This is a genomic window from Nesterenkonia rhizosphaerae, assembly GCF_039544555.1.
Classification (GTDB): domain Bacteria; phylum Actinomycetota; class Actinomycetes; order Actinomycetales; family Micrococcaceae; genus Nesterenkonia; species Nesterenkonia rhizosphaerae.
Map to the genome: position 1 here is coordinate 190,749 of NZ_BAABLW010000007.1, position 18,532 is coordinate 209,280.

At 61.8% G+C, this 18,532-nt stretch carries 16 protein-coding genes; 14 read left to right on the top strand and 2 right to left on the bottom strand.

Annotated features, from left to right (window positions below; all coding sequences use genetic code 11):
• Window positions 1–178: 178 nt before the first annotated feature.
• The 14 genes from ABEA23_RS06585 (at window position 179) to ABEA23_RS06650 (ending at window position 16,055) form a co-directional block, all read left to right on the top strand.
• Window positions 179–1,957: an ABC transporter substrate-binding protein gene (locus ABEA23_RS06585; RefSeq protein WP_345477275.1), complete on the top strand. Its 1,779-nt coding sequence runs from the start codon at window positions 179–181 to the stop codon at window positions 1,955–1,957.
• 80 nt (window positions 1,958–2,037) lie between these two features.
• The gene (locus tag ABEA23_RS06590; RefSeq protein ID WP_345477276.1) at window positions 2,038–2,994 is read left to right on the top strand and encodes an ABC transporter permease; all 957 of its coding nucleotides are present in this window, start codon (window positions 2,038–2,040) and stop codon (window positions 2,992–2,994) included.
• Window positions 2,991–3,989: an ABC transporter permease gene (locus ABEA23_RS06595; protein ID WP_345477277.1), complete on the top strand. Its 999-nt coding sequence runs from the start codon at window positions 2,991–2,993 to the stop codon at window positions 3,987–3,989. The genes ABEA23_RS06590 and ABEA23_RS06595 overlap by 4 nt, the downstream gene beginning before the upstream one ends.
• Window positions 3,986–4,810, top strand: a complete 825-nt coding sequence (locus ABEA23_RS06600; RefSeq protein ID WP_345477278.1) for an ABC transporter ATP-binding protein — start codon at window positions 3,986–3,988, stop codon at window positions 4,808–4,810. Before ABEA23_RS06595 ends, ABEA23_RS06600 begins: the two co-directional genes overlap by 4 nt.
• Window positions 4,807–5,628 carry an ATP-binding cassette domain-containing protein gene (locus tag ABEA23_RS06605; RefSeq protein WP_345477279.1) on the top strand — a complete coding sequence of 274 codons (822 nt, stop codon included), beginning with the start codon at window positions 4,807–4,809 and terminating at the stop codon, window positions 5,626–5,628. Before ABEA23_RS06600 ends, ABEA23_RS06605 begins: the two co-directional genes overlap by 4 nt.
• A 31-nt stretch (window positions 5,629–5,659) precedes the next feature.
• On the top strand, window positions 5,660–7,195 hold the full coding sequence (locus ABEA23_RS06610; protein ID WP_345477280.1) for an amidohydrolase family protein: 1,536 nt from the start codon (window positions 5,660–5,662) through the stop codon (window positions 7,193–7,195).
• A 171-nt stretch (window positions 7,196–7,366) separates the two neighbouring features.
• Complete coding sequence (locus ABEA23_RS06615; protein WP_345477281.1) at window positions 7,367–8,842, top strand: alanine/glycine:cation symporter family protein; 1,476 nt, start codon at window positions 7,367–7,369, stop codon at window positions 8,840–8,842.
• A gap of 102 nt (window positions 8,843–8,944) precedes the next feature.
• The gene (locus tag ABEA23_RS06620) at window positions 8,945–9,847 is read left to right on the top strand and encodes a dihydrodipicolinate synthase family protein (protein ID WP_345477282.1); all 903 of its coding nucleotides are present in this window, start codon (window positions 8,945–8,947) and stop codon (window positions 9,845–9,847) included.
• A 30-nt stretch (window positions 9,848–9,877) separates the two neighbouring features.
• Entirely contained in the window at window positions 9,878–10,879 is a 1,002-nt protein-coding gene (locus ABEA23_RS06625) for a proline racemase family protein (RefSeq protein WP_345477283.1), read from the top strand.
• A complete protein-coding gene (locus tag ABEA23_RS06630) occupies window positions 10,879–11,628 on the top strand; it encodes a GntR family transcriptional regulator (protein WP_345477284.1) in 750 nt (249 codons plus the stop codon). Before ABEA23_RS06625 ends, ABEA23_RS06630 begins: the two co-directional genes overlap by 1 nt.
• A complete protein-coding gene (locus tag ABEA23_RS06635) occupies window positions 11,625–12,827 on the top strand; it encodes an NAD(P)/FAD-dependent oxidoreductase (RefSeq protein ID WP_345477285.1) in 1,203 nt (400 codons plus the stop codon). The genes ABEA23_RS06630 and ABEA23_RS06635 overlap by 4 nt, the downstream gene beginning before the upstream one ends.
• Window positions 12,824–13,084 (top strand): (2Fe-2S)-binding protein, encoded by a 261-nt coding sequence (locus tag ABEA23_RS06640; RefSeq protein WP_345477286.1) that lies wholly within the window; start codon window positions 12,824–12,826, stop codon window positions 13,082–13,084. The genes ABEA23_RS06635 and ABEA23_RS06640 overlap by 4 nt, the downstream gene beginning before the upstream one ends.
• On the top strand, window positions 13,081–14,619 hold the full coding sequence (locus tag ABEA23_RS06645; RefSeq protein ID WP_345477287.1) for an FAD-dependent oxidoreductase: 1,539 nt from the start codon (window positions 13,081–13,083) through the stop codon (window positions 14,617–14,619). Before ABEA23_RS06640 ends, ABEA23_RS06645 begins: the two co-directional genes overlap by 4 nt.
• A gap of 8 nt (window positions 14,620–14,627) precedes the next feature.
• Window positions 14,628–16,055: an MFS transporter gene (locus ABEA23_RS06650; RefSeq protein ID WP_345477288.1), complete on the top strand. Its 1,428-nt coding sequence runs from the start codon at window positions 14,628–14,630 to the stop codon at window positions 16,053–16,055.
• Between the two features lie 173 nt (window positions 16,056–16,228).
• On the opposite strand, the gene ABEA23_RS06655 is transcribed toward ABEA23_RS06650, so the two are convergent.
• Window positions 16,229–16,963 carry a hypothetical protein gene (locus ABEA23_RS06655; RefSeq protein ID WP_345477289.1) on the bottom strand — a complete coding sequence of 245 codons (735 nt, stop codon included), beginning with the start codon at window positions 16,961–16,963 and terminating at the stop codon, window positions 16,229–16,231.
• Between the two features lie 596 nt (window positions 16,964–17,559).
• Entirely contained in the window at window positions 17,560–18,483 is a 924-nt protein-coding gene (locus ABEA23_RS06660; protein ID WP_345477291.1) for an RES family NAD+ phosphorylase, read from the bottom strand.
• Between the last annotated feature and the right edge of the window lie 49 nt (window positions 18,484–18,532).

Sequence of the window (18,532 nt, forward strand, 5' to 3'; positions counted from 1 at the left end):
GTGCACAATCCAGAGACACTGTTGCCTAGTACAATAGTACGTGACACAGCTCACATCATAGGATAGTGTCATGTCACATAGTCGTTACATGGTGAAACTCGAACGACATAAGTCCCACCTAGTCTAAAAACTGTGCAATGTCACATCGTCCAATGATGAGAGGGAATGAGGGCCTGCTATGAATAAAGCAACACGCCTCACCACGTCAGTTCTCAGTGTCGCCGCGCTGGGATTTGTTGCCGCTTGCGGAAACGGAGGCGAATCCGGGCCGCAGGGCAACGGTGGCGCTTCCGGGGGCCCGGATTCATCCGAGGTCATCCTCGATGACAACGGATTCGCCCTCTACACCGGAGACCCGCAGCAAGGCGGCACGGTGACGGTACTCGGCGGGGTCGATTTCCGCAGCCTCGATCCAGCAGTAGGAAACGACGGCAACGTCAACAACCTCTACCAGCTCATCTACCGGTACTTGACGCAGTACACCTACAACCCAGAGACCGAAGAGATGGAACTCGTCGGTGACCTCGCTGAGGACTGGGAGTCCAACGACGAAGCTACGGAGTGGACGTTCACCCTGAAGGAGGGCATCCACTTCGAGGACGGCTCGCCCATCACTGCTGAAGACGTCAAGTTCGGCATTGAGCGCGCCTTCGATCCTTCTCTGGCTATCGGCTCGGACTATCTGAAGACCTACATCGACGGCGCTCGTGAGTACAACGGAATCTTCGAAGAGCCGGAGGGGCTGGACTCCATCATCGTGGAGGACGAGCGCACCATCACCTTCCGCTTGGATCAGCCGGTCGCCTCCTTCCCCGCCATCGTGGCGACACCCCCGGGTGCTCCCTTCCCCGCGGACCAGGTTGACTCACCGGCGCAGATCGCTGATGCCCCCATCGCTTCCGGGCCCTATAAGGTGGCCAGCTACCGTGAAGGCGATGTCCTGGAGCTTGAGCGCAACGAGCACTGGGACCCGGAGACTGACCCGATTCGTCCCGGGCATGCCGATGCCTACGAGTTCCTGCTCAGCCTCGACAGCAGCACCATCGACCAGCGCATGATGGCTCAGCAGGGTAGTGACGTGAATGCGATCTCGTCATCAACGAACCCCTTGCAGGCAGCCAACCTCGCACAGGTGCAGCAGAACCCCGAGCTCGCAGAGCGGACCGTTCGTGGTCTGCCCACCTGCACCACCTACCTCGGGTTCAACATGACCAAGGAACCCCTGGACAATCTTGAAGTGCGTCAGGCGCTGACCTACGCGGTGGATAAGCAGAGCGTCGTCAACGCCTCCGGAGGACCGCTGCTGGCAGAAGTCGCCCACGAGATGCTGCTGCCGGCGGTGCCAGGTCGCGAGGAGTTCAACCTCTACGAGTCTGAAGAGGACCGCGGGGATAAGGAACGCGCACAGCAGATGCTGGAGGACGCCGGCTACGCAGACGGTCTGAGCTTCACCATGGACGTCCGCAACCTCCCTGTCTGGCAGGCCCAGGCAGAGTCGGTCCAGCAGGCATTCTCGGAGATCGGCGTGGATGTGACGCTCAACGTCATCGACGCCGCCAACTACTACGAAACCATCCAGAACCCCAGCCAGCAGAACGACCTGGCGATTACCGGCTGGTGCACCAGCGGATGGTACTCCGGGCAGCCGCTGCTGGAACCGCTGTTCCACGGCGAACGCATCTCCGACAGCGGTAATAACAACCTGGCTCAGCTCGACGACGAGGACATCAACGCCGCCTTTGATGAGGCCGGTGTCATGACCGATCTCGACGAGCAGAACGCGGCCTACTCCGATATCAACCGCATGATCATGGAACAGGCGCCGGTAGTGCCGCTGGTCCGCCAGACGAATCTGCAGATGGTGGGCGAGAACATCGGAGGGGCCTACGCTCACCCCTCCAGGACCGGCTACATCGATTACAACGGTTTGGGACTGCTGGAACCAGGCGAGCAGTAAATCAGCCCGCAGATGTCCATGGGTGGAGCCGGGCAAAGTCGGTCCGGCTCCACCCCGACTGATTCGAAGGACTCAAAGATATGGCAGTACCGGCCTCAACACCGATTGAGGAGGTCAAAGAAGATCTGGTCCCTTCAGGGGACAGCAAACCCCCTGGAGCAGGGGCACTGCGCAGGATTCTGCGCAAACCCTCGGTGATCTTCTCCCTGGCATTCCTCCTCATCGTCACCATCATGGCGATCTTCGCCCCGCTGATCACCCAGATCAGCGGATGGACTCCGTATCAGTTCGACGAAAGCGCCGTGGACCCCGCCACCGGAGGACTGCCGCTGGGCGGACTCGGCGGGATCAGCGCGGACCACTGGCTCGGAGTCGAACCGCAGAACGGGCGGGATATCTTCGCCCGAATCGTCTACGGTGCCCGAGTCTCGATGCTGATCGCCATCTGTGCGACAGCCCTGACCATGATCATCGGCATCACCCTGGGCATGCTGGCCGGGTTCGTGGGCGGATGGACCGATACCGTCATCTCGCGTCTGATGGACTTCCTGATGGCCTTCCCCGCATTGATTTTTATGATTGCGGTGCTCTCCGCAGTTCCGCACGGTAATAGGCCGCTGCTGCTGGTCCTGGTGCTCAGTCTCTTCAGTTGGCCGCAGACCGCACGTGTGGTGCGCGGACAGACGATGACCCTGGTGAACCGGGAGTTCGTCGAGGCCGCTCGCGCCTCCGGTGCCGGAAAGATGACACTGATCTTCAAAGAAGTGCTGCCGAACCTCTCCGGCACAGTGGTGGTGATGGCCACTCTGGCAGTGCCCAACTTCATCGCCACCGAAGCCGGGCTTTCCTTCCTCGGCGTGGGTGTCACGCCCCCGACGCCGTCGTGGGGACAGATGATCGCTCAGGCCGTCCCCTGGTACAGCAGCCACCCGCTGTTCTTCGCCATCCCTGGCATCTTCCTGTTCCTGACCGTCTTCTCCTTCACCATCCTGGGAGACAACCTCCAGAAAATCTGGGCGAGTGGGGGCCGGTCATGATCACCTACCTGACTAAACGAGTGCTGGGCGCAGGACTGACGCTCTTCGCCGTCGTCTTCTTCACCTTCGTGATCTTCTTCTACCTCACACCGGATCCAGCCTCGAGCATCTGTGGTGAGTACTGCACGCCTGATGCCATCGAGAACATCCGACGACAGCTCGGTATCGATCAGCCGTTCCTGACGCAGTTCTGGGTCTTCTTTGCCGGCATCTTCGTCGGACGCACCTACGGGGCCGGAACAGCCGCGGAGATCTACTGCTCCGCGCCGTGCATCGGCTATTCGTTCCAGACCCGCAGCGATGTCATGGACGCGATCATCGACCGGCTGCCAGTCACCTTGACGATTGCCGTGGGTGCCGCGGTGCTCTGGGTTCTCTCCGGAGTGGTCGCCGGTGTGGTCAGTGCCGTCAAGCAGGGAAGCATCTGGGATCAGGGCGCCATGATGTTCGCCCTGGCCGGGGTGTCTCTTCCCAACTACTTTGTGGCGCTGATCCTGCAGTATCTGCTGGTGGTGCAGCTGCAGTGGCTGCCGTTCCCCACGGTGACAGCGTTCTCTGATGACCCCACCCGGTGGTTCCAGACGTATCTGATGCCGTGGATGGTCCTGGCGCTGATGTATGCCTCGATGTACGCCCGTCTCACGCGCACGAACATGATTGACACTCTCAATGAGAACTTCATGCGTACCGCCCGGGCTAAGGGGCTCAAACCTGGCCCCATCATGGTGCGCCACGGTCTGCGCCCCTCCCTGACACCAGTGGTCACCCTGCTGGGCATGGACTTTGCCACGCTGCTGGGCGGCGCGCTGATCACCGAGACGGTCTTCGGACTCAACGGCGTGGGCCGCTACGCCTATCAGGCCATTCAGACCAATGACCAGCCGGTCATCATGGGCGTCACCTTGCTGGCGGCTTTTGCCGTGGTGGTGGCCAACATCGTGGTGGACCTGACATACACGGTCCTTGACCCGAGAGTGAGGGTGAGCCGCTCATGAGCCTCAGCACAGAACCACTGCTGAATGTCCAGGAGCTATCGATCAGCTTCCCTGCCGCCACCGTGGTGGACAAGGTGTCCTTTGAGATCCCGGCCGGCGGGACCATGGGGCTCGTCGGGGAGTCCGGTTCGGGCAAGTCGATGACCTCTCTAGCCGTGATGGGTCTGCTGCCCCGAGACGCCACTACTACCGGCTCGGTCCGCTTCGGCGGCGAAGAGCTGCTGGGACGGTCCGATCGGTGGATGCGGCGCCTTCGCGGAAACCGCATGGCCATGATCTTCCAGGATCCGCTGTCCTCACTAAATCCCTACTACACCGTGGGCTTCCAGATCGCGGAGGCCTATCGGGCACACCGCGGGGGATCCCGGAAGGCGGCCATGGCCAAGGCGGCCGCGGCCATGGAACGGGTGAAGATCACCGACGCCGAGACCCGGGTCAACCACTACCCGCATCAGTTCTCCGGTGGAATGCGGCAGCGCATCATGATCGCGATGGCGCTGGTCTGCGAACCGGATCTGATTATCGCCGATGAGCCCACCACGGCACTTGACGTCACCGTGCAGTCACAGATCCTTAAGCTGCTGGCCGAGGTGCAGGAGTCCACCGGTGCAGGAATGCTGTTCATCACCCATGACCTGGCGGTGGTGAGCCAGGTGTCGGATCAGATCACGGTGATGCGTTACGGCAAGACTGTGGAACAAGGAACCGCGGAGCAGATCTTCTCCCGGCCAAGCAACGACTACACACGTCAGCTGCTGGCCGCCACTCCGCGCCTGGACGACGACGTCGACCTTCCCGAGCCGATCTATGAGGTGTCATGACTGAGGATTCTCGTACCCAGGCGACCCCACTGCTGCGAGTCACCGATGTGGTCAAAGAGTTCCGCACCGGTCCGCGGACCGTCTTCACTGCCGTCAAAGGCGTCTCCTTCAGCGTGGGTCGCCGAGAGACCCTCGGCATAGTGGGGGAGTCTGGCTCCGGCAAGTCCACCACGGCCAGGATCGCCGCCCGGCTCACAGACCCCACCTCCGGCAGCATCGAATTTGATGGTGCTGATGTCACCAGCAAGAAGGGCGCGGATCTGCGCGCCTTCCGCGGCGGTGTACAAGTGGTCTTTCAAGACCCGTACTCCTCCCTGAACCCGCGCCACACAGTGGAGCAGGTCATCTCTGCGCCGCTGCGGTATCAGGGCCGCAAAGTTCCCGGCGGCTATCGGAGACTGGTGAAAGAGGCGATGGACCGGGTGGGCCTGAACCCGGACCATTCGGGTCGGTACCCTGCCCAGTTCTCCGGCGGACAGGCCCAGCGCATCGGCATCGCCCGAGCACTTGTGGTGGAGCCGCAGCTGGTCATCTGCGACGAAGCGGTCTCCGCCCTGGACGTCTCGGTCCAGGCCCAGGTTCTGGACCTGCTGCGAGACCTTCAGCGCGAACGCAATTTCTCCTATATCTTCATCGCCCATGATCTGGCTGTCGTGCGGCAGATCGCCCATAGGGTAGCGGTCATGCGCAGCGGCGAGATTGTGGAACAGGGCGCGCGCGATGCGATATTTGATGCACCGCAGCATCCCTACACGCAGGCGCTATTAGAAGCTGTGCCCCGGGTGAACCCGGAGTGGGAGACGGCTCGGCGATCCTGAATGAGCAATCCAGAAGAGGAGTGAGCCGGATATGACTGACGCTGGTACTGACCAAATCGCCGCGCCGGATAGAACGTGCGGGGAAGGTCCTCATGACAGGCTGGTGCTGCGCAATGTGACCGTCATCGACGGCACGGGCGCGGCCCCCTATGGTCCGGCCGACATCCTGATTGAAGGCAACCGGATCACCGGGATCTGGGAGACCAGCAGCTCCGCCAGTCTCACTGAACGGCCCGCGGCCGAGGGCGCCGTCGAGATGGATCTGTCCGGGCACTACGTGCTGCCGGGGATCGTCGATTCCCATGGGCATATCGGAAACACTCAGCAGGCCCCGAACAGTGAGTATGTCTACAAGCTCTGGCTAGGGCATGGTGTGACCTCCGTGCGGGAAGTGGGGGCCTTCAACGGCCTGGATTGGACCGTGCGCGAAGCGCAGCGCTCTGATCGCGGTGAGATCGCGGCACCACGTATCCATGTCTATCCCGCGTTCCGCCCCGGCCCGGCTGGTTCGGCACCCATCCTCACCGCCCAGGACGCCGTGGTCTGGGTCAATGACGTGGCCGAACGCGGGGCCAAGGGTGTGAAGTTCTTCGCCGCCTCCCCGGTGACCTTCTCAGCCGCCCTGGAGGAACTCGCTCGGCTCGGCCTGGGCAGCGCCTGTCATCACGATCAGCGCCGGGCCTCCCAAGTCAACGCCCTGACCTCGGCTCGCTGGGGACTGGGCAGTATTGAACACTGGTACGGCATGCCCGAGGCGATGTTCCGTGACCGCACTGTTCAGCACGTGCCCGCCGGGTACAACCACAACTACGAGCCCGACAGGTTCGCCCAGGGTGCGCATCTGTGGCTGCAGACAGCCGAGCGCGGCAGCAAAGCCTGGGAGCAGACACTGGAGGAGTTCCTTCAGCTGGGGACAACGCTGAGCCCGACCTTCAATATCTACATCGGATCCCGGGATGCAGCCCGAGTGCGGTCCTCTGAATGGCATGAGGACTTCACTGCTCCGGTGCTGTGGGACTTCTTCCAGCCCTCGGAAGAGAACCACGGTTCCTATATGGGGGACTGGGGGACCGAGCAGGAAGTCGCATGGCGCCACGCGTATGCCAAGTGGATGTCCTTCGTCAACGACTACAAGAACCTCGGCGGCCGGGTCACTGCCGGGTCGGACTCCGGATTCATCTATAAGACCTTCGGGTTCGGCATCATCGAGGAACTGGAGCTGTTGCGCGAAGCCGGCTTCCAGCCGCTTGAGGTCATCCGGGCTGCCACGCTGCACGGGGCTGAACTGATGGGAATCGCTGAGGAGACCGGGTCGGTGGAGCCTGGGAAACTAGCGGACCTGATGATCGTGGATGAGGATCCGTTGGCCAATCTCAAAGTGCTCTACGGCCATGGGCACCTGCGGCTGACTGATGATGGTCTGCATCGCGTCGGCGGGGTGAAGTACACCCTGCGTGACGGCATCGTCTATGACGCTCATGCCCTTCGAGAAGACGTCAAACATCTGGTCCGCTCGCTGAAGGAAGCCAAAGAAGAAGGCATACCTCTGCACTCCCATCCTGAGTGACAGGTCCTCTCGTCTAAGGCATATGTAAATAGGGCCGGTTGGCCCGATGATGACGCCTAGCTGTACTTGTGCAATGTCACAGTTGACATTCGCTACTGGTGGACGAAGAATGAATGAGATGCACGTCACATCTTCCCTTCCCTCTCCCTCAACCCGGAGGAGCCGTTCTTTATGGAACTCATCGGTGCTGTCAATGACTGGATCTGGAATCCCATGGCCTATTTCGCCCTGGCGGTGGGGCTCTTCTTCACCGTCCTCACCGGAGCCGTGCAGTTCCGGCGCCTGCCGGACATGATTCGGCAGATCACAGAGAAGAAAAACAACGACGACGGGATCTCCTCGTTCCAGGCGCTATTGCTGACTCTCTCGAGCCGCATCGGTGTGGGAAACATCGCCGGCGTCGCCACCGCGCTACTGGCCGGAGGGCCCGGCGCGCTGTTCTGGATGGTGGTCGCAGCGCTGGTCGGGGCAGCCAGCTCATTCGCCGAGACGGTCCTGGCGCAGGTTTACAAACGCAAGATCGACGGCGAGCACCGAGGTGGCGCACCGTTCTATGTGGAGTTCGGACTCAAACTCCGCTGGCTCGCCGTCGTGCTCTCCACGCTCTATCTGCTGGGTTATGGATTCGTCTTCCCGGGCGTGCAGTCCAACAACATCGCCTCCAGCATTGAAGTGGCCTTTAATGTGCCGGTCTGGCTGACTGCTATTGGCCTCACCGCACTGCTTGCGTTCACCATCCTTGGCGGAACCCGCCGCATTGTGAAGACCGCGCAGATCATGGTCCCGGTGATGGCTGTCGGGTACATCGTTTTCGCGATCCTGATCATCGGAGCCAATCTCGGCCAGGTGGTCCCCACTCTGCAGATGATTCTGGGAGCGGCCTTCGGAATGGACCAGATCCTGGGCGGTATGGCCGGTGCCGCGATTGCGTGGGGCGTGCGCCGCGCGGTCTTCTCCAATGTGGCAGGAGTCGGAGAAGGCACCTTCGGAGCGGCGGCTGCCGCAGTTTCCCACCCTGCCAAGCAGGGGTTGGTCCAAGCATTCTCGATCTTCATCGACACCGTTCTTGTCTGCACCGCTACCGGAGTCATGATCCTGATCACCGACTCCTTCAATGTGGAGCACAACGGTGAAACCGTCATCGAACATGTGCCAGGGGTGCAGGCAGGCGTGGCCTACACCCAGGAGGCCGTCAACACCTTGTTCTCCGGGTTCGGGCCAGCCTTTGTTGCCCTAGCGCTGTTCTTCTTCGCCTTCACTGCGTTGATCGCGTTCTACTACATCGCGGACACCAACCTGGCCTACATTCGACGCCGCAGCGGCGGTACTGCTGAATGGGTGCTCAAAATCGGGTTCCTCGCGATCACCTTCTTCGGTTCCGTGGCGTCTGCGGACCTGATGTGGGGACTTGGAGACATCGGCTACGGACTCCTGGGATGGGTCAACATGCTGGTGATCCTTGCGATGGCGCCTGTAGTGCGCAAAGTCATCAAGGACTACGACGAGCAAAGGCGGGCCGGGGTCAATCCAGTGTTTGACCCGCAGAAGCTGGGAATCTCGGGCGCACAGCATTGGGAGGAGGAAGCTGCTTACAGAAGCTCTCACCTCCCAGCAGAACCGCCCAGTCACCACGGACAAGGCGCGTAGTTTCCCGCAGTAATCACCAGTCAGTAACTGGTACAATGTTACAGTTCACATAATGTTGAGTCCCCAGGCGGACAGCCCATTCAAAAATAAGGAGACGCTTTCATGACCGAGCGCAAACCCTGGCACGGCGTCATCGTTGCCACTGCACTGCCCTTCCGTGATGACTACTCAGTGGATTACGACGCTTATGCCGAGCATGTGAAGTGGCTGGCAGAAAGTGGCTGCGACGGGGTGGCTCCCAACGGATCCTTGGGCGAGTACCAGACCCTGACTGATGAAGAGCGTGCTCGCGTCATCACCACCGCTGTGGAGGCCGCCCCCGAAGGCTTCAGCGTGATGGCCGGTGTGGGTGCCTACTCCAGCCTGCAGAGCGAGCGGTGGGCCCACCAGGCGGCAGAAGCCGGCGCAGACTGCGTCATGCTCCTGCCCCCGAACTCCTACCGGGCTAACAACGACGAAGTCGTCGAGCACTATCGACGTGTAGGCAAAGCCGGCCTGCCGATCGTGGGATACAACAACCCGATTGACACCAAAGTCGACCTGACCCCGGAACTGATCGCCCGCATTCACGGCGAAGGCAATATGGTGGCAGTCAAGGAGTTCACCGGCGATGTCCGCCGTGCCTACGAAATCAAGGAGCTTGCTCCTGAGATGGATCTGGTCATCGGCACCGACGACACTGTGCTAGAGATGGGCTTAGCCGGAGCAGTCGGCTGGGTCTCCGGATACCCCAATGCCATTCCGGAGTCCACCATTGAGCTCTACCGCCTCTCCACCAGCGGCAAGGTGGAGGACCTGGTACGAGCCAAGGAGATCTACACGGACCTGCATTCGCTGCTGCGCTGGGACTCCAAGACTGAGTTTGTGCAGGCCATCAAGCTGTCCATGGACATCGCAGGTCGCAAGGGTGGTCACTGCCGGCCACCGCGCGGTCCGCTCTCAGCATCCATGGCAGAAGCGATTACCGCCGATACCAAAAAGGCCCTGGCCAACGGATACAAATAGACTGAACATAAACAGATAAGGATCGCTGGCATGAGGACGTCCCACATCTACCACGCGGTGGACTCACACACCGAAGGTATGCCCACGCGCGTGATCACCGGCGGCGTCGCGCCCATTCCGGGTAAGACCATGGCTGAACGCCGCCTGTGGTTCATGGAGCACCGGGACGGCCTGCGTCGTTTGCTGATGCGGGAACCGCGCGGGCACAGCGCCATGAGCGGAGCGATCCTGCAACCCCCAACACGCGACGACGCCGACTGGGGCGTGCTGTTTATTGAAGTCTCCGGTCTGCTGCCCATGTGCGGTCACGGCACCATCGGTGTCTGTACCGTCCTGGTGGAGACCGGCATGGTGGAGGTCACCGAACCGGTCACACAAGTCCGGCTGGACACCCCAGCCGGACTTGTGGTGGCCGACGTCGCGGTCTCAGACGGCCGCGCCGAATCAGTGACCATCCGCAATGTGCCCTCATTCTTGCTGCGCCAAGAGGCGACGGTGGAGGTCCCCGGACTGGGCGAGGTCACCTACGACCTGGCCTTCGGTGGGAACTTCTATGCCGTGGTGGAGCTGGAGAAACTGGGGCTGCCCTTTGACCGCAAGGCTAAGGATCAGCTGTTAGCGGCGGGGCTGTCCATCATGGAAGCCATCAACGCCGCAGATATGCCGGTGCATCCCGAACGCGAGGACATCCGCGGATGTCATCACGTCTACCTGCAGGCACCGGGGTCTACCGCCGAACATTCACGCCACGCCATGGCCATCCACCCGGGCTGGTTTGACCGCTCTCCCTGTGGGACCGGCACCAGCGCCCGCATGGCCCAGCTGCACGCCAAGGGCGAGCTGCCGCTGGACACTGACTTCCTCAACGAGTCCTTCATCGGCTCCAGGTTCATCGGCAGGCTGGTGGAAGAAACCACGGTAGGGGGACTTCCCGCCGTCGTACCCACGGTGACCGGGCGCGCCTGGCTCACCGGCACGGCACAATACTTCCTAGACCCCACTGACCCCTACCCGGAGGGATTCGAACTCTGATGCCTGCCCACAACATTCCACTGGATACCATCCAGCAGTACCGGAGCCTGCGCAGCACGGTGACGGAGGCTCTACGGACCGCCATCATCGTCGGCGACCTCGAAGAGGGCGAACTCTACTCCGCCCCGGCCCTGGCTGAGCCGTTAGGGGTCTCTGCCACCCCGGTGCGCGAGGCCATGATGGATCTGACCAATGATGGCCTGGTGGTCCCGGTCAAGAACAAGGGCTTCCGGGTCACCGAGATGACTCCTGAAGACCTGCGGGAAACCACCGCGGTCCGCCAGCTGCTGGAGGCCCCGGCGGTGCGTGCCCTGACCGGCCGACTCCCGGAGGCGGCGTTCCCGGAGCTGCGAGCCAAGGCCGAAGAGATCAGCGCGGCTGCTGCGGAGGGAGACCTGCGCACCTATCTGGCAGAGGACCGGGCGTTCCACGCCGCGATCCTGCAGTACACCGGCAATACCCGCCTGGTGGATCTCTGCACCCGACTGCGCGGGCAGACCCGACTGAAGGCGCTGCGCAGCCTGGTGGATGAGGGCCGCCTGGTGGAGTCTGCTCACGAGCACATCACGCTGCTGGATCGTATGCAGGCAGGGGATGCTGAGGGTGCCTATGAGGTCATCATGCACCACCTGGGTCATGCCTCCCAGCTGTGGGCACAGGGTACTGAAGGCACTGAGGCCTCCGACGCCGTGGAGGTGACACCTCTTCTGGTGCGTGACTTGCCGAATCGGGCCGAGGATACCGAATGAGTGCTGTCCCCCGGACTGGCGCTGATGTGCTGGTGATCGGTGCAGGTGCGGTGGGATCCGCCGTCGCGTTCTACTGCGCGCGGGCCGGCATGTCAGTGACGGTGCTGGATAAGGGCAAACCCGGGGGCGCAACCTCGTCCAGCTGCGAGGGCAACCTGCTGGTCTCTGACAAAGAGCACGGCCCGGAACTGGACTTGGCCAATTACTCGCTGGATCTGTGGCGCGGGGAGCTGGAGGAGTTCGGCCACCTCTGGGAGTTCGAAAACAAGGGCGGGATCATTGTGGCCTCCCGCGAGTCCTCTATGACGTCCCTGCAGCGTGCCCTGCGGACCCAGCGCGAGCACGGCATCCGGGTGGAGGAGATCGACGTACCCCAGCTGCGCGAGCTTGAGCCCAACATTAGCGACGACGCCGTCGGTGCCGCTTTCTACCCCGATGATGCGCAGCTGATGCCCATGCTGCTGACCGCGCATATGCTGCGCCTGGCGCGCTCTCATGGGGCGCAGGTGCACCCCGACACTGAAGTCACCGGATTCCTTTCCCAGGGAGAGCGGATCACCGGGGTGACCACCAACCGCGGGGAGTTCCAGGCGGATGTGGTGATCAATGCTGCTGGGCCGTGGTCTGGTCAGCTGGCCTCGCTGGCAGGGGTTACTGTGCCGGTGGAGCCGCGCCGCGGCTACGTGCTGGTGACCGAACCGCTGCCGCCGAAGGTCTTCCACAAGGTCTATGCCGCTGAGTACATCGACAATGTCGGTTCTTCTGATGACGGCCTGCAGACCTCCCCGGTGGTGGAGGGCACACCTGCGGGCAGCATCCTCATCGGCTCCTCCCGCGAGCGGGTGGGTTTCGACCCCACCTTCAGCCCGACGGCGGTCCGGGACATCGCCCGCAACGCTGTTGAGCTCTTTCCTTTCTTAAGTGACGTGAGAATCCTGCGGCACTATTTCGGGTTCCGGCCCTACAGTCCGGACCATGTGCCGGTGATCGGTCCGGACCCGCGTGCTCCTGGGCTGTGGCATGCCTGCGGCCATGAAGGTGCCGGCATCGGTCTGGCATCAGGCACGGGCAAGCTGATTGCCCAGGCTGTGGCGGGGGAGCCGACGGACCTGGACTTGGCGGCTTTCGCGCCAGACCGGTTCGGCGCAGCAGATTCTGAAGCAGCACAGTCTGTGGCAGCGAAGGAGGCAGCGGCATGACAGCTAAGCCTGTGACCATCACCGTGGATGGTGAATCAGTGCGCACCGAACCCGGCCGCAGCGTGGCCGCCGCCCTGACCCTTGAACAGCAGCGCACCGCATGGCGCAACACCCGGTTCAATCAGGAGCCGCGCGGACTATTCTGCGGCATCGGGGCCTGCTTTGACTGCCTGATCACGGTGGATGGCACTCCTGGGCTGCGCGGCTGCATGGTGCAGGTGGAAGACGGCATGAGCGTGGAGACCGATAAGTCATGACCAGCGGAGTCCAGGAAGCCGAAGCAGCGCCTGCAGAAGCGTTAGACGTCGCGGTGGTGGGTGCCGGGCCGGCAGGTTTGGCAGCTGCCGGGGAAGCCGCAGCCGCTGGCTGCTCGGTGCTGCTGGTGGATGCTGGCACCCAGTTCGGCGGCCAGTACTGGCGCCATGCCGCCCCCGAGGCTGGGGACACGGATCCCGGACGTTGGCACCATAGCTGGAGCATCTACCAGCGGTTGGCGCAGCGGGCTCGGGATTCCGTGGATACAGGGAGGATCCGGCATCTGGCATCAACGCATGTGGTCTCAGTGCGCCGAGAGCAAGCCGGTGGAGACGGTGCCGAGGGTTTCCTCCTGCAGGCTTCACTGCTTCCTGAGGCGCAGAAACCTGGTTCGTATCAGGCCCCGCAGCTGCTGCAGGCGCGTGCGCTGATCCTGTGCCCAGGCACCTATGACCGGCAGCTGCCGGTGCCGGGCTGGACTCTGCCCGGTGTCATGGCAGCCGGGGGAGTGCAGGCCTTTATCAAGACCCAGGGCGTGGCCCCGGGCCGCCGGGTGGTGCTGGCAGGGACCGGACCATTCCTGCTTTCGGCTGCTGCATCGGTGATTCACGCCGGTGCTGAGGTGGCGGCAATCTGTGAGAGCAACAGTCTGGCCGGGTGGTTCCCCGGCGGCGCGGCGGCGGCACTGGTGCCATCCAAAGCTGCTGAGGGTGCCGAGTATGTGGCGCTGTTGGCCAAGCATCGAGTGCCCTATTACCGGAGCACTGCGGTGACTGCCATCCATGGGGACGGGGCCGTTCGTTCGGTGACTGTGTCTGCGTTGGATGCCTCGGGGACTCCGGTGCCGGGTTCTGCTCGGGAAGTTAACGACGTCGACGTCGTGGGTCTGGGTTGGGGCTTTGTGCCGCAGCCGGAGCTGCTGTTGCAGCTTGGCGCGCAGACCACGCTGGGCGAGGAAGGCTCCCTGGTGGGTGTTGCTGATGCGGATCAGCGCAGCAGCATCCCTGGGCTGTACCTGGCTGGGGAGATTACCGGTGTCGCCGGGGCCGCTGCGGCGGTGGCTGAGGGTCGGATTGCCGGGCGTGCGGCGTCGTCGTCGGTGGGTCAGGCTGTGCGGGCCGGCGTTGCTGACGTTCGGGACCGCGCTACCCGTGCTGCGCACCGGCGCTTTGCTTCGGTGATGCATAAGGCGCACCCCGTGCCGGAGGGCTGGACCCAGTGGCTGGAGGATGAGACGCTCATCTGCCGCTGCGAGGAAGTGCCGTGGGAGACGGCCCGTGCCGCGGCTGAGGAGCTTTCTGCGGAAGAGCCGCGCGGGCTCAAGGGCAGCACCCGGATAGGTATGGGCTGGTGTCAGGGCCGGATGTGCGGATTCGCCGCGCAGTGCTTGAGCAAGAAGGCTCATCTTCGCGAAGGTGAAGCATCATCTGGGCGCGAGGCTGAACATTCGGCTGCGCTCAGTGCTGCTAAGCGGCCGCTGGCGGTGCCGATGCGGTTAGGAGATCTGGCAGAGGAGCCGGAGCTGACTCAGGAATGACCCGCCCGATGACCCCCGCAATGGACCCGTCGCAGGTTCGGTGGGCGATCGCGGGGATCCTGGCGGTGTTCTTCACCGCCGGGCTTTCAATGAACATTGTGCTCACCGCGCTGCCGGTGATTGTCAGTGATCTAGATGGCAACCAGATCCACTACTCCTGGGTGGTCATCATCAACCTGCTGGCCAATGCTGCCTCCACACCTATCTGGGGGAAGCTGGCGGATATGGTCTCAAAGAAGAGGCTGTTTCAGTGTGCTGCGGTGATTTTCATTGTGGCTTGCCTGCTTGCCGGGTTCGCTCCGAATATGGAGGTGCTGCTGGCGGGGCGGCTCCTGCAAGGTACTGCGATGGGTGGCGTGACCACACTGACTATGGCGATCATCGCCACCGTGGTGCCGCCCCGGGAGCGCGGTAAGTATGCCGGCTGGCTGGGTCTGTGCATGACCACCTCTACCCTGGGCGGACCACTGTTGGGTGGGTTCATTGTGGATGTCTCCAGCTGGCGCTGGTGCTTTTTGATCGGTGTCCCGCTGACGGTGATCTCTGGGGTGCTGCTGACCAAGGTGCTGCAGGTGGTGGAAGAGAAGCGGCCGGTCAAGGTGGATTACCTGGGGTCGGTGCTGTTGGTGGCGTCCTCTTCGGCGCTGCTGATCTGGCTGTCTTTCGCCGGGGTGGAGGAGTACTTCGCGTGGGTGTCTTGGCAGTCGGGTGCGATTCTCTTTGGCGCTGTACTGCTGTTGGCGCTGTTTGCTCTGGTGGAGCGCGCCAGCAGCGAGCCAGTGGTGGCGCTGCGAATGATCACCAATCGGACCACGTTCTTAGCCCTGGTGTCCTCGGTGTGCATTGCAGTGTCTCTGGGTGCGCTTCCGCCGTATCTGATGCAGTACTTCCAGTTGGGCAGAGGATTGGGGCCTACTGAGGCGGGGCTGATGCTGGTGCCCATGATTTTTGGGAACCTCGTGGCCACTACGGTGACTGGCCGGTGGGTGACCCGCTCGGGGCGTTGGAAGAGATATTTAGTGGTGGGCGCGGTGGTTCTCACTGCCGGGCTGTTGGGTCTGGCCGCTGCGGCTGGAAGTGCGCCGGTGTGGCTGACCGGCGTGGTGCTGTTCGTGGTGGGGCTGGGCTTCGGTGCGCAGATGCAGAACCTGATGATCGCGGTGCAGAACACTGTGCCGGTCACACGCGTGGGTCAGGCAAGCTCGCTGATTGCGTTCTTCCGGACTTACGGCGGCGCGGCCTGGAACTCGGTGCTGGCCACCGTAATGGCGGTGCAGGTAGGGACACTTGCGGTTGCCACCCCGACAGTGGGGCACGGCGACCCGACGTATGCCAATGCCGGGGCGGTGGCATTTCTAGTGGCGGCATGTATCAGCTTGCCCGCCATCATCAGCAACGCACTGATGCGCGAAGAACCTCTGCGCACGACGATCTGAGCCGGTGGCTCCAAAAGAGCCGCCCAAGCTCGCGTCATGAGGTGCAGGTTTCTACCAGCAGCGCATAGTCCCATCCTGGTGCAGACGGGCACCCTGCCAGGGCGTTGGGGAACTTAAACCCCTGCTGGGATTGCCTTTTGAGTTTTTCCACTGTGGAAACGTTCAGTTTGCCCTCAGCGAGCCTCAATACTCCAATCCGGAGTATTGTCGAGCGCGTCGCGTAGTACGAGGTAGCGCTTGCGTTTCCGGATCGGGAACTCGTCGTCTCCCCAGTAAACGTCAGTCATCTGAAGAAGGCCGAAGAGCTCGAGCTCTTGGGTTGCTCGGGTCCAAGTGTCGTCTGAGAGTCCGTATTGCTTTTTCCGGTACCCATCCATCAACTCACCCTGGGGATGGGTGGAACCACCGTTGAGTTCCAGAAGAGCCATTAAAACTACGATTGCTATCCCGCTGAGCCGCAGGATCCACATATTGCTCCATAACGTAAAGGGCACCCCGACCCAGCGTCGGCCTCGTCCCTCCCATTCGATTCCAGAGCCATCAGGGTGCAATAAGAGCACGCCGGGCCTGCCATCGGGCAGTTGCACGGGAGTTACAAGCTGTATCTCGTTAAGCCACTTCAGTGCGGTATTGACGCGGCTAGGTCCTGTTTTCGGGTCCAGGTTCAGCGACTGTGCCAGGTACCGCGTTTGGCGCTTGGGAAGCGTATAGGGAGCCTTCGTGGCTTGCATAACCAAGGTCATATGCAGCTTCAAACGAATCTCGTGGGATTTCACGAGACGCGCGGCAGTTGGGATCGAAGCGCCGGCTCTCCTTACATATTCGATAGGGAAATGCACGCTACTAGTGCGCTTTGACCGAATGATGGCACGATTCATCGCTTCGATGGCGTCAGAAGGAACGTCCAAGCGCTTGTTTCCTCAATATTTTCGGCCTCTTCAGCGGAGACACAAGGGGTTCGGGGGTACACGGGATACTTGGGCTACAGAGATCCTTCTTTAACATACCGCTCCGAGGCAGACGCGTCTACGCTCAGTCCCATGATCGCAGGTGCTGAAACGTAGAAAAAGCACCGCCCAGGAACGCTTCTCAGTCCGCTGAAACGCCTTCACTTGAAGCTTGTGCGCATGATTCCGAGAAGTCAGTATTAAGACACAAGATGCCTCCTTGTCCGCCAAGACCAGAGGGGGCATCACGAAGAGAGAGGAGGACCCGATGAGAACAGGTTTCCGCATCACTGTCACGAAGACTGTATCCGGAATTACCATCACTATCGAGCCCTGGTAGCTTCAGAGGGGCGGCGCGCGCGTCGCCCCTCTGAAGCCCGGCGAGCATATGGAACGGCTATGTACCACGCGTCCGTGGGCGCCCAGCTATCTCGGCGCCCACGGACGTAATGCCGAGGCAGGCTTCGCAGTCGATTCAAAGATGGCGGCCAGTAGATGTCTCTAAGCACGTACTGGGGCGCCGCAACCATGCGGCAAGGTGACCTCTCGGCAGCCTCTTAGCTCGTCTGCGGAGCCGTCTCGTTTTTTGGATCAGCCAAGGCAGCCCCACTCGGGCGGCCGAGACTCACGCTTACCTTTTCGACCGAGACTTGTTCAACACACTGAGCTTGAGCGATCGACGGGTCGAATAAGGCTAGGTTGATGCCGTCGTCACTAGTAACTGAGCTGCGGTAGATCACACCATCGAAGCCTCGCGTTTTGATGTACTCGCACAGATACTGCGTGGGAATGTACTCGTAAGGGGCACCGCGGGGCTGCACAGGGCGAGTTAGCTCTTCGCCCAATCGCTCCAACAGTGGGAGGTCTGCTCGAAGCTTTAGGATCTCGGACTCATCGCCGAGCAGCGGCGATAGGAGCTGCCGAGGATTCCTGAGGTCCGCGAAGTTCAGGTCTGGAATGGTGAACTCGGCGACACAAGCATTTTCTCCCGTGTGGGGACGAAGCTCTGCGACAGCGGTAGCTTGAGTAGATCCCAGATAAAGGTAAGGAATCCCCGCCGGGTTTGCCCGTCCGTGCCCGGCCTTGTGACGGGGCGGCGCTCCCATTTGACTAAGTTCGTAGGGCTTGTCATTGCTCATCAAACGGGCGCGATACCACGTCACACCGTTTAGGGAGACTGAGGGTGCTATAAGTCGGGAAAGTAGGCCCTCCATGCGCTCCGCATTCATTGGCTTATCAAGGAACCACCTATTCCGGTGCATCATTTCATCTCGCAGATCATCCCAATCCTGCAAGTTGCTGTCCTTGGGATTCTCAATCGGACGAAATAGTTTCCGGACGATTTCCCCGTCGTCGAGGACATCAGCAAGTAGCTCTTTCCTCTCGGCTTCATTCATGCCTGAGCCACGGAACAAGTCCCACTCCTTCGCCAGCAGGCGAACGATCGGCTCTCCGTCGTCAGCAACTTCGTATGTTGACATCAAAGGCTCAAACCACTGGGCGAGATCCTTGGCATCTACGCAGTCGATG